The organism is Myroides sp. DF42-4-2 (genome assembly GCF_030326445.1).
Taxonomy (GTDB): Bacteria; Bacteroidota; Bacteroidia; order Flavobacteriales; family Flavobacteriaceae; genus Flavobacterium.
The window spans coordinates 123,430-136,437 of record NZ_JACAKI010000003.1 but is presented as its reverse complement, the minus strand read 5'-3'; the positions used below and the strand labels follow the sequence as shown (position 1 = coordinate 136,437).

At 35.1% G+C, this 13,008-nt stretch carries 8 protein-coding genes; 3 read left to right on the top strand and 5 right to left on the bottom strand.

Features of this window, described 5'->3' with window-relative positions; genetic code table 11:
- Window positions 1-40: 40 nt before the first annotated feature.
- The 5 genes from HX062_RS04565 to HX062_RS04545 form a co-directional block, all read right to left on the bottom strand.
- Complete coding sequence (locus HX062_RS04565) at window positions 41-640, bottom strand: OmpH/Skp family outer membrane protein (protein WP_286466568.1); 600 nt, start codon at window positions 638-640, stop codon at window positions 41-43.
- Window positions 641-907: 267 nt separating this feature from the next.
- Entirely contained in the window at window positions 908-1,759 is an 852-nt protein-coding gene (locus HX062_RS04560) for a class I SAM-dependent methyltransferase (protein ID WP_430530057.1), read from the bottom strand.
- A gap of 1,168 nt (window positions 1,760-2,927) precedes the next feature.
- The gene (mnmG, locus tag HX062_RS04555; protein ID WP_286466567.1) at window positions 2,928-4,805 is read right to left on the bottom strand and encodes a tRNA uridine-5-carboxymethylaminomethyl(34) synthesis enzyme MnmG; all 1,878 of its coding nucleotides are present in this window, start codon (window positions 4,803-4,805) and stop codon (window positions 2,928-2,930) included.
- A 21-nt stretch (window positions 4,806-4,826) separates the two neighbouring features.
- Window positions 4,827-5,246 carry an rRNA maturation RNase YbeY gene (gene ybeY, locus HX062_RS04550; RefSeq protein WP_286466566.1) on the bottom strand — a complete coding sequence of 140 codons (420 nt, stop codon included), beginning with the start codon at window positions 5,244-5,246 and terminating at the stop codon, window positions 4,827-4,829.
- A 2,564-nt stretch (window positions 5,247-7,810) separates the two neighbouring features.
- Window positions 7,811-9,046, bottom strand: a complete 1,236-nt coding sequence (locus HX062_RS04545; protein WP_286466564.1) for an NAD(P)/FAD-dependent oxidoreductase — start codon at window positions 9,044-9,046, stop codon at window positions 7,811-7,813.
- Window positions 9,047-9,149: 103 nt separating this feature from the next.
- Here HX062_RS04545 and flxA point away from each other — a divergent pair, with 103 nt between their 5' ends.
- The 3 genes from flxA to HX062_RS04530 all read left to right on the top strand — a co-directional run bounded on the left by flxA (window position 9,150) and on the right by HX062_RS04530 (window position 13,007).
- The gene (gene flxA / locus HX062_RS04540; protein ID WP_286466563.1) at window positions 9,150-10,667 is read left to right on the top strand and encodes a flexirubin biosynthesis tyrosine ammonia-lyase FlxA; all 1,518 of its coding nucleotides are present in this window, start codon (window positions 9,150-9,152) and stop codon (window positions 10,665-10,667) included.
- A 375-nt stretch (window positions 10,668-11,042) separates the two neighbouring features.
- A complete protein-coding gene (flxB, locus tag HX062_RS04535; protein ID WP_286466562.1) occupies window positions 11,043-11,774 on the top strand; it encodes a flexirubin biosynthesis SDR family reductase FlxB in 732 nt (243 codons plus the stop codon).
- A 9-nt stretch (window positions 11,775-11,783) separates the two neighbouring features.
- Window positions 11,784-13,007 carry a beta-ketoacyl-[acyl-carrier-protein] synthase family protein gene (locus HX062_RS04530; protein ID WP_182626033.1) on the top strand — a complete coding sequence of 408 codons (1,224 nt, stop codon included), beginning with the start codon at window positions 11,784-11,786 and terminating at the stop codon, window positions 13,005-13,007.
- The last annotated feature ends 1 nt before the right edge of the window (window position 13,008 follow it).

The following is a 13,008-nucleotide window of genomic DNA, read 5'->3' as shown; positions in this document are numbered from 1 at the left end:
TGCTTAGGACTATTTGAATAATATACGTAATTAAATATTCTTATTTTTCTTCTTTTGTTGCAGGAGTTTCCTCTGCTTTCTTATCGTCTACAGTTGAAGCAGCAGATGAACCTGAATACTTTGCATTCAATTCTTTGATGATGGCATCCGTAATATTGTACTCTTCTTTACCGTAAATTACAGTGGAAGCTTCTTCTGTATTAAATACATAGTCTAAACTCTTTTTCTTCGCATAGTCAGCAATGTGTGTTTTCACTTTTTTCACTACTGAATCCATTTCTTTTGCGCTAGCAGCTTGTAATTCTTGAAACATCGACTGTTGTTTCATTTGAATTTGTTGCTCTTTACGTTGTAACTCTCCTCCTTTTTGTTGAGCCCACGCTTGTCCTTTTTGTGCTGCGTTATTTTGGAAATTTTGAATCTCTCGTTGAAATTGTGCAATTTCTCCTTCTAGCTCTTTTCCTTTCTCTTCAGATTTTATTTTGTATTTCGATTCAATATCTTTTACCTCTTGATATTCTGTCATTAATTTAGAAGAATCAATATACGCAGTTTTAAATTCTGTTGCAGCAGAGTTTGTATTGTTGTTACAAGAAAATAACAATCCAGCTAATCCTAATACGAAAATACCTTTTTTCATTTTTGATTTTTTTAAAAACATGTAAAATTAAAAAAACTTTTAATGTATACTACATTATTTCAATTTATATATTCCGATAAATATAACTTATAAAGATAGTATAAACAATAGAAATAAACTATTAATACTAGCTATAATAGCTTCTTTCTTATCCACAATCTATATTTTGCTATACGAAGTATTGACTCAACTAAAAAAAGTAGTTTAAAACGCTTTAAAATAAGAAAAACAGTTCAATACCTACAGTTTTTACGCCATCCTTGTGTTTTAGTTTATTTTAGACAGGCAATAAATTAAAGAAGAATATTCCATCGTATTTCTCGCTTCAACATTGGAACGCAAACCAACAAATAAAGCTTTACCCCAATTTCGCTTTCCTGTTTTATACTGTTCCGACAAAAGGGAAACATAAAAGCTATCAAACAGCATCGGATGAAGTTCGTCGACAGTAAAATCAAAAAGTGAAAAAATACGCGGAATCGAAGATTGAGAAAAATGCCAAAGATGTCTTGGTACGTCAAAGGCTGCCCAATACTCTTTGTAATAAACAGCATCATAGGACTTATAATTAGGCACGGCGACGATTAATTTACCTCCAGGTTTCAACAAGCGATTCAATTCAACGATTTGTTCTTCTAAGTTAGGAATATGTTCCAACACATGCCATAGGGTGATTACATCAAATGTATGAGCTTCCAATTCACTCAATTTTTTTACTAAAGTAATTCCCTTCGCTTTTGCTTTGGCAAAAGCATGCTCATTTGGCTCATAGCCTGTAGTGGCCCATCCGCTCTTTTTCGCTTCTACCAAAAAATCACCTGTACCACAGCCAATATCCAAAAGCGTTCCCACTGTATTATTTTGTTTGAAAAGCAAATCTACTTTTCTGCGTAAAGCAATGCGCTTTATACCTTGATAAATTCGTTCAAAAAAATTGCGCTTGCCATCCGTATGCGAAATGTAATTCTCACTTAGATAGTAGTTGTTCAAATTTTCTTTTGCTGGAACAGGATCTGTAAGCAGTAAATCATAAGCGCGATTATAGAACAAGGAAAATACTTCTTTTGAAACAGCGTGATCTTGCACCGTTAAAAATTTCTCGTCTTTTGTAAAATTCAATTTTTCCATCTACTCTATACTTTTTAATCTACAACGCTTTTTTTCGAAGTGAAAAAAATCATCTTCCAAATTTAAAATTTAATCTAAGAAAAACACGTTTATTCTCCAATCAAAATTTTAATTACAAAGGGAAAGAAAAAAAGAATGAGCTATCTATTTTGCATCAATCATTCTTTTCTCTTCTTTTTTTGTCGATCTAAAAAAGTTATTCTTATTTTTTTTTGATTGCTTTTTCTAAAGAAAATAAAAATAGGTTCCTTTTTTAGTACCACCTAATTTTAGGAGTATTCAAAAAAAGCTTGCGCTTTTCCCTTAAATTTTGAACGTTTTTAGTTTCCATTTTGGAATGGAAATTTTGTGTTTTCGGATTGATTTTTTTCGGATGAACTTCCATAAAAAAGTTAGCTTTTTCAAATTGCTAAAAATTGAAAAAGAAAAAAAGTAGCAATCCAAAATCCAACTTTCACCTTTTGATTTAGTAGAAAAAAAAACACCAATTTATCGTGTAAACTAGATGTAAAAAAACAAGTCGTTTTCGGTTTTGATTTTTATGCTTTTCATTTTTTTATGTTGGATTTAGGCGGTCAAAATTCCACAAGGTTTTATCACAAAAAAATAGTTCCCTCATTTTTTCAAACTGAATATTTTTAAAAAAAATCCGTCAATTTTGAATGATCTACTCCGGTCTAATTTCTACTTTATTTTTAAACAAAAGTATTCTGGTGGGTCTATTTTTTACAACCGAATTGTTTAGATGATCGCTCCTTTTTTTGTTTTTTATATGCTATCGAAAAACAGAATAAGCGTCTGAAAGATTCTCCTTCTTTTGCCAAGGTTTTATACTTTACTATTTCGAGTTCACAATTGATTTCCCTTTCTTGTCCCCGATTTTTTTAAGGAAGTTAAACCATAGATAAGTCATCAATTAAGACAGTACAGTAGGGTTATTAGGATATCAATCACGTTGCTAATTCTATTCCTATCGATTCCTACTTCCTCTACCCAAATCCCTTATAAAAGGCAGTTAGTCGGGTTTTTTCACTTGATCCTTTACTTTAAACATCCAGCTAATACATTGAAAAGACGGGGCTTAATTCGAACCTACTAAACAAAAAAATAAGGATTGTTCCACGTGGAACAATCCTTATCCTTTAGTTGCTATCCCCTCCTATCTCCCCATATGGATTAATAGAATCGATATGTCTGTCGGGGTTACTCCACTTATTCTCGATGCTTGTGAAATGGTAATTGGACGAATCTTTTTGAACTTCTCGCGCGACTCAAATGAGAGAGACACGATCTTATCATAGTCAAAATTCTCCGGAATTTTCACATCTTCTAAGCGAGTTAATTTGTCTGCATTGTTCTTTTCCTTTTCGATATAACCCGAATATTTCACTTGAATTTCTGCTTGCTCTATAACCTCCTGATCGATGTTGTGCTCGGCAATATACTCCTCCACTTTTTGGAATTTTAAGATGTCTTCTAACTCAATTTGTGGGCGAGAAAATACCTTAAACATTTTGTCTGGCTGACTCATTAAAGACGATCCTTTAGCTTCTAAAATAGGATTTGCCTCTTCTGTTTTGACACTGGTTTCTTTAAAGAATTGAACAAATTTATCAGACTCCAAACGCTTATATTCCATTCTTCTCATGCGCTCTTCAGAGGCTAATCCGATCGAATATGCCATCGGTGTTAATCTAAAATCAGCATTATCTTGACGCAATAAAGTGCGATATTCTGCTCGAGAAGTAAACATGCGATAAGGTTCTTCTGTTCCTTTTGTGATCAAATCATCAATCAAAACTCCGATATAAGCTTCATCCCTACGCAAGATTAAAGGCTCTTTTTCGTTCACTTTTAAGTGTGCATTTATACCTGCCATCAACCCTTGAGAAGCCGCTTCTTCGTATCCGGTTGTTCCATTGATTTGCCCTGCAAAATACAATCCATCGACCAGCTTTGTTTCCAAAGTATGTTTTAATTGTGTCGGTGGAAAATAGTCGTATTCAATCGCATAGCCAGGACGGAAAATCTTCGCATTTTCAAATCCTGCAACTGCGCGTAAAGCTTTAAATTGAATATCCTCTGGCAAAGAGGTTGAGAAACCATTGACGTAAATTTCACATGTATTCCACCCTTCAGGTTCAACAAATATTTGGTGTCTTTCCTTATCGGCAAAACGATTAATCTTGTCTTCGATAGAAGGACAATAACGCGGACCTAGACTCTTTATACGTCCTGTAAACATCGGAGAACGATCGAAACCTTCACGAAGTAGATCGTGTACTTCAGCAGAAGTATAGGTCATATAACAGTCTCTTTGTTGCTTTAAAGGCGAGGTTACATCCATATAGGAAAACTTAGCAGGATTGATATCTCCTCCTTGAACTTCCATCTTGGTGTAGTCTAACGAACGTCCGTCTACACGGGGAGGTGTACCTGTTTTCATACGGCCAGCAGTAAACCCTAGCTTAACTAAATCCTCTGTAATCCCAAAAGCCGCTCCCTCTCCTGCTCGACCTCCACCAAACTGTTTTTCACCAATGTGGATCAAACCATTTAAAAAAGTACCATTGGTAAGGATTACCGTCTTGGCTTTTATAGTCAATCCTAAACTCGTTACCACACCTTCGACTTGATGATTTTTAACCAGTAAAGACTTTACCATATCTTGATAAAAGTCTAAATTGGGTGTTCCTTCCAGCATCAAACGCCATGTTTCAGAGAAACGCATACGGTCCGATTGTACTCTAGGAGACCACATAGCAGGACCTTTAGACTTATTCAACATTTTGAATTGAATAGCCGTTTGATCAGAAACAATCCCAGAATATCCGCCTAAGGCATCGATCTCGCGAACAATTTGTCCTTTAGCAATCCCACCCATAGCAGGATTACACGACATTTGCGCGATATTTTGCAAGCTCATGGTGATCAAAAGTGTTTTTGATCCCATATTCGCAGCAGCTGCAGCAGCTTCGGAGCCAGCATGCCCTCCACCAACAACAACTACATCATATCTATCTTGAAAAATGCTCATTTTTGTAAAAATCTTTTCATTTTAGTGTTCCACGTGGAACAATTTTATTTTTTCATCCTCTTTTTGACGCATCAGCGCTTCATCTTCCTCACTCTTGTCCTTAAATCCACAATAGTGTAGGATGCCGTGAGCCATTACTCGTAATAATTCAGTGTGAAAATCCACCGAAAAATCAGCAGCATTTTCTCTTACACGTTCTATACTAATAAAAATATCTCCACTAACTACTTGATTATCAGTATAATCAAAACTAATAATATCAGTTAAGGTATCATGATCTAAATACTTTACGTTGATTTCGTGTAAGTACTCATCTGTGCAAAAAATATAGTTTATCTCCCCTACCAAAAAACCCTCAGAACCAATAATAGAAGCTATCCAAGTCTCATATTGGGATTCGTTTTGGAGCGAAAAATCCAGTTCGTAATTAAAAGTTATCATATAAAATAAAAATATCTGGCAAAGGTACAATGAAAATCAAAACAGTAATACACTGAAATCTAAAAAGATTCACAAATAGAAAAGCTGAATTTGAAACAAATTATTTCAAAACTTACCTTTAACGAACTACAGTAAATAATAAAAAAGTAACTGAAAATAAATTGTAGTAATACCAGTATTTAGCTTCAAACAATAAAAAGCCATATAAAAGTCAAAAAAAATAGCTCCTGTAATTGGCGTATTTTAAAAAAAAGAAAAACTAGAATCAAATACGCAAATGTCCAGCTTTCACCAATCAAAGATAGATAAAAATAAAAAACGAACCTTGAAAAGAAATAAATTTTAACAACAAAGGTTGGAAAAATTTTAATCAAGAAATCTACAAATTAAAAGGTACTTGAGCCGAAATTAGAATGGCAAATATAAGAAACAACAAAACCTAGACAAGAACTAAAGATCCCTCCCCTATTTTTCATAAAACACACGAAAGTCTCTGGAAAATTTTTTAAACCATTTACAAGAAGAAGCAAAATTAAATCTATCAAATACAGAGTAAAACTACTGCCTACAATTTTCGTAAACCGATTAAAGGGGAAGCAATTTTTTTTTACGCAAAATACAGAGCTATCTTAAAAAGCAACTCAAGCGAACAGGCACACAAACATCTTCCTATAATTTTCGTAAATCGATCTAAGGGCAAGCAATTTTTTTTTACGCAAAATAAAGCGGGATCCAAAAAAAGAACGCAAGCTAATATCGACTCAAACTCCTCTCTATAATTTTCGTAAATCGATCTAAGGCCAAGCAAAATTTTTTTACGCAAAATACAGCGGGATCCAAAAAAAGAACGCAAGCGAATATCGACTCAAACTCCTCTCTATAATTTTCGTAAATCGATCAAAGGGTAGGCAATTTTTATTTACGCAAAATACAGCGGAATCCAAAAAAAGAACGCAAGCGAATAACAACTAAAACTTCTCCCTATAATTTTCGTAAACCGATGAAAGGATAGGTAATTTTTTTTTATGCAAAATACAAGGCCTCTTAAAAAAATAAGACAACAAAAAACAACCCAAACTCCTCTCTATAATTTTCGTAAATCGATCAAAGGGTAAGCAATTTTTATTTACGCAAAATACAGCGGGATCCAAAAAAAGAAGGTAAGCAAATAACGACTCAAACTCCTGCCTATAATTTTCGTAAACAGATGAAAGGATAGGTAATTTTTTTTTATGCAAAATACAAGGCCTCTTAAAAAAATAAGACAACAAAAAAACAACCCAAACTCCTCTCTATAATTTTCGTAAATCGATCAAAGGGTGAGTAATTTTTGTTTACGCAAAATACAGCGGGATCCTAAAAAAAGGAGGTAAGCGAATATCGACTCAAACTACTGCCTAGAATTTTCGTATATCGGTTAAAGGATGAGCAATTTTTATTTACGCAAAATACAAGGCCTCTTAAAAAAATAAGACAACAGAAAACCACCTCAACCTTCGCCTTATAATTTTCGTAAATCGATCAAAGGGCAAGCGAAATTTTTTTACGCAAACTACAATCCCCAGACGAAATAAAAGCGTTGAAAAACGAAACGAAATAAAAGGAAAAAAGTCAACTTTTGACAAGAAGAAACAAAAAGAGAAAAAAACAGACTTATCAACGTTATCAACAATATAAATAATAGAATAAAAATCTTTTTAAAAATTTAAAAAAAGGTTCTCTATTATATTGCTTGTTAATATGTACAATAACTTTTCAGCTAGAATTTGCTGTTTTGACTTATAAAAACTTATTAACAGGATATCATTTCTTAAATCGCTTTAAAATAAGTATATAGCTATCTTATTAACACGGTTGATAACCGTTATCAACAGCCTTTTCACAACAACTTAGGGTGTGTATTTCTGTTAATAAGTGGTGCATAGGCTATGGATATCTAACTAATAGAATCTAAAAAATAAATTTGCACATCAACATTCCAATCCCGTATTGTAATAAATTTCAATTAAACAAAAAATAGTTATTCTATTCTTTCCCTACTTATCAACAAAAACTGTTTATTTCGATCTACTTAAAAATCAAGGTATTAGATCATTTTAAAAAATACGATGTTGATAAGTGTTAGTTAGCTGTAAATCAAGGTTTTATTTTTAAATTTTAGAATTTGGAGTATTTTCCTTCTCGAAGCATAGATGGTGTTTTTTCGTTTTTAATAGGCGGGAAAAGCAACGGAAGTGCAGCTAAAAATAGGGGCTATTTTGGGGTTAATTCTCCTTAATTTTCGAGGAGAATGCAAGCTGAAATATATCTGTTTTGACCTAACTTTTTCTTTATTTAGAGTGGCTGTACTTTTTTTTTTGCCATGTAAAAAAGAGATTACACTGCGTTTAATCCAGTGGTAAAACGTATAAAAGAGAGAAGGAATTAAAAAAAATGTCAGCAGTTTTAGGTGTCAAATGCTGTATTTCTGTCTATTTTATTCGCTGATCTACATAAAAAAAGTAGCTCCGTTTGGGCTACTTTATTGTGTTTTCCTTTGCGATTTTCGTTTGGTATAGGATAGATTAACTGCCTTTTTCCATTTTTATTAGATGGGCCATATTGCGAATAACGCTGTTGTGTTTTAAAACAAATGGATTAGATTTATCCCATACATAGCCTGCTAAAACCGAACATATTTTGCGTTTTACGTCTGGATTTTCAGGTTGATGAAAGAAGAGTTCTTGTAGATTTCCCGTGTACCATTCTTGGATATAGGTGGTAAATACATCAATTCCTTCCTGCATATAATTGGCGTACTCTGTTTGCCAATTTACTGTTTCTCCTTTTAGTGTTTTGATTGCTAGTTTAGCTGCTAACATACCCGATTCGGTGGCAAAACACACCCCAGAAGAGAAAACTGGATCTAAAAATTCAGTGCTATTTCCTGTTAATACATAGCCTTCACCAAACATTTTCGACACGCTAGTGGAATAATTTGACAATTTTTTTGGTTCAAAATCAAAAGGTAAATCACCAAAACGTTGGATGTAAAAATCGGATAGTTGAATGGCGTTTTGTAAGGCTTCTGTTGTGGTATTTCCCAGTGTATTGATATAATCAGTAGGACCAACAATTCCCACACTTGTTTTTCCGTTGGAGAAAGGAATAACCCATAACCATACTTTGGTTTCTAAAATGTCAAATGAGATTTGTGTTCCCTCTACTCCTTCTGGTCTTCTATCATCGATGATATGGCTAAATATAGCAGAGTGTGGACTTAATTTAGAGGCGGCATCTAAGTTGAGCATACGCGGTAAAACGCGTCCATATCCACTGGCATCAATTAAAAATTTAGCGCGTATTTGCGAACTTTCTCCTTGTGCATTTCGAACGGTGGTAAGGGAATTCGTTCCATCAAATTCTACCTTAATTACTTCTGTTTCAAATTGGATATCAATGCCTTTTCGCTGCATTTCATCCGTTATAGCTTTGTCAAAATCTGCACGAGGAATCTGCCATGTCCAATCCCAACCTTCTGAAAATTTATCGCTAAAATCAAAGATACAGATTTCTTTTCCTCGGATAAATCGGGCACCAGGTTTCGGTTGAAAATTGTAGGTATGCAAGGCTGGAAGTAAATCAGCTGCTTCAAAGTGATCCATTACACGGGGAATAAGGCTTTCACCTACTACAATTCTAGGAAACTTTGTTTTTTCTACTATTTTAGCGCTAATACCCATTTTGTGTAAGTAACTGCCTGCAACACTTCCAGATGGACCTGCTCCGATTATTAGAACATCTACATTTTCGATTGACATTATTTGCTATTTATTATGTTATTAGTATTAAATTTGTTGCTGTCTCAGCTAAGCTATAGAGGAGACTAAATTTGAATACAAATATAACTAATATACCAAGTTAATGAACACGTTGAATGGCTTCTTATCTTTAGAAAATTTCGTACAATATCTAAAGGCAGAACACGAATTAGTCTTAGATCCAGCGCTTAAAGAGCGAGTTGAGACGAGTTTTAATTTTTTAAGTGAGTATGCTAAAAATAAAGTAATTTATGGCGTAAATACTGGCTTTGGACCAATGGCTCAATATCGCATTAAAGATGAAGAATGTGTTGCTTTACAGTATAATTTAATTCGCAGTCACGCTTCTGGCCTAGGTAATCCTTTGAGTATTGCACAAGTTCGCGCTGCGATTTTAGCGCGTTTAAACTCGCTATCTCTAGGATATTCTGGTATTAATTTGGAGGTTATTGAGTTGATGAAAACCCTGTTGAACAAACAAATAACGCCACTTATTTTCGCACATGGTGGAGTGGGCGCAAGTGGTGACTTGGTTCAATTGGCTCATTTAGCCTTGGTATTAATCGGAGAAGGAGAAGTTTTTTATCAAGGAGAAAGAAGAAGCACAAAAGAAGTGTTTAAACTTGAAAATATTACGCCTATGCGTATTAGTATTCGCGAAGGTATTTCTTTGATGAATGGAACTTCTGTGATGACCGGTATTGGTATTCTCAATTGGAATAATGCGACAAAACTGTTGGATTGGTCTGTAAAAATTGCCTGTGCCATTAATGAGTTGGTTGCTGCTTATGATGATCATTTGTCTGAAGCCTTAAACGAAGCTAAATTACACGAAGGTCAACGCCATATTGCTGCCCAAATGCGTCAATATTTAAAAGATAGTCAACGAATTAAGAAAAGAGAAGAACATTTATATTCGGGAACAAATCAGGAGGATATATTCAAAGATAAAGTACAAGAGTACTATTCTATTCGCTGTATTCCTCAAATTTTAGGTCCTGTGTATGATACGATTCAAGCCGTTGGAAAAGTATTGGAAAATGAAATGAATTCTGCCAATGACAATCCAATTATAGATGTTAAGAGTCAGCAGGTATACCATGGAGGAAATTTTCATGGCGATTATATTTCGTTGGAAATGGATAAACTGAAATTGGTTGTTACACGGCTGACCATGTTAGCTGAACGTCAGCTAAATTATTTGCTCAATGCGAAGATTAATGAATTGTTACCCCCATTTGCCAATCTCGGAAAACTAGGCTTTAACTTTGGTATGCAAGGCGCACAATTTACGGCTACTTCAACAACAGCAGAATGTCAAGCCTTAGCAACGTCTATGTATATTCACAGTATACCTAACAACAACGACAACCAAGATATTGTCAGTATGGGGACTAATGCAGCAGTGCTTTGTGACAAGGTAATTGAGAATAGCTTTGAGGTGTTGACCATTGAACTGCTAACCTTAGTTCAGGCAATAGATGCTTTAGAGTGCAAGGACAGCGTTTCTGAATCTACCAAAAAATGGTATACTGAAATTCGCCAAATTATTCCTACATTCTCAGAAGATCAAGCCTTGTATCCGTATTTACAACAGATAAAAGACTATTTAAAAGCCTAATATTGCGATTCGTTTTGCCCTGCATTTATTGTTTTTTAGTGTTAGCTTACTGCTAATACACGATGAACACTAGTTTGAAAGGACGAACACGTTGGAAAGATAGACAAGGAGTGAAAAACGATTCGATCACAGTATATTCAATGAGATTCATTTTCATCAGAAATTGCTGGGTAGAAAGAGGAAGACAGGTAAGATTCTTATGATCACTTAACAATGCAAATCGCCTTAGTCTCGCCTTGCTATAGTAAATTAGGGAGTTAACGGTGGAATAACCCGTGTAAAAGAAGAGGAAAATAAAAATTTCAGGCTGTAGTTGAAAAGCTATGTACAGCAAAAAGGTATAAAACATAGAATTATATAATAATAGATACACAAATGAAAACCGCGATAGTAACAGGAGGATCTAGAGGAATAGGTAGAGCGATTTGTTTGCGATTGGCACAAGAAAAGAAATATCACATCTTGATCAATTATCAATCAAATGAAGAAAAGGCGTTAGAAACGTTACGCGAAGTGGAGGAAATGGGAGCGACAGGAGAAATTCTGCGTTTTGATGTGAGTAATAATAAAGAAGTAACGGAGGTATTAACGCAATGGGTAGCTACAAATCCTACTGCCATTGTAGAGGTAGTTATCAATAATGCGGGGGTTACAAGAGATGGTTTGTTTATGTGGATGTCTTATGAGGATTGGAATACTGTGATGCAAACAAGTATCAACGGATTTTATAATGTAACCCAATTCTTTATGCAAAAGATGTTGAGAAACCGATATGGTCGCATTATTAATATGGTATCAGTTTCAGGTATGAAAGGAACGCCAGGACAGACGAATTATTCAGCTGCTAAGGCTGCGATTGTCGGCGCTACAAAAGCATTGGCTCAAGAAGTTGCTAAGCGAAATATTACCGTTAATGCAGTCGCACCTGGGTTTATTGAAACCGATATGACGGCTAATTTAGATGCGACAGAATTGGTAAAATTAATACCAGCCAATCGATTTGGTAAAACAGAAGAAGTAGCTGATTTGGTTGGTTTTCTAGCTTCAGATAAAGCGAGCTATATCACAGGAGAAGTCATTAATATCAATGGTGGAATATATTCTTAATTAGGTTTGATGGAAAGAAGAGTTGTTATCACAGGCATGGGAATTTACTCTTGTTTAGGACTAAATCTAGACGAGGTAAAAACGTCTTTATATGAAGGGAAATCGGGAATTATTTACGATGAACAACGTCATGAAATGGGATTCCGTTCTGCTTATACGGGTATGGTTCCACGTCCTGATTTGAAAGCTGACTTGAATCGTAGACAGCGACTTTCTATAGGAGAGGAAACGGAATACGCTTATGTGGCCACAATGGAAGCCTTGAAAAATGCACAAATTAGCTTAGATTTCCTAGAACAACGCGAAGTGGGAATTCTATATGGTAATGATAGTGTATCCAAAGCGGTGATTGAGGCAACCGATATTTTTAGAGAAAAAAGGGATACCGCCTTAATTGGTTCGGGTGCCATTTTTAAATCGATGAATTCGACCGTAACGATGAATTTATCTACGATTTTTAAATTGAGGGGAATTAATATGACCATTAGTGCGGCATGTGCTAGTGGATCTCATGCTGTTGGACTTGGTTTTGCCATGATTAAAGGAGGACTTCAGGATATCGTTATTTGCGGTGGAGCACAAGAAATTAATCCGTTTGCTATGGCTAGTTTTGATGGATTGGGGGTATTTGCAGAAGAAGGCGTAGACCCAAGCGAAGCTTCTCGTCCCTTTGATGTTAATCGCAATGGTTTAGTGCCTAGTGGTGGGGGAGCAACGTTGATTTTAGAAAGCTATGAGTCAGCTATGGAGCGTGGAGCACCTATTATAGCAGAAGTGTTGGGATATGGTTTCTCTTCTAATGGCGGACATATTTCGACACCTAATGTTGATGGGCCTGCTACAGCAATGCGAAGAGCGATCGAAAATGCTGGTGTTGCTGTGGATGAAATAGGGTATATTAATGCACATGCTACCTCTACTCCCTTGGGAGATGCAAATGAGGCCAAAGCAATCTACGAAGTATTTAAAGCAAGTATGCCTTATGTTACCTCAACTAAATCACTAACAGGGCACGAATGTTGGATGGCAGGGGCCAGTGAGATTGTTTATTCTACATTGATGATGAATAACAATTTCGTCGGACCAAATAAGAATTTCACAATCGGAGATGAAGATTCGAGTCGACTTAAGATTGTTAAAAAAACGTTAGATAAAAAATTTGACCTATATTTGTCCAATTCTTTCGGATTTGGAGGTACAAATTCCGCCCTTATTGTTAAAAAATATAGTTGAT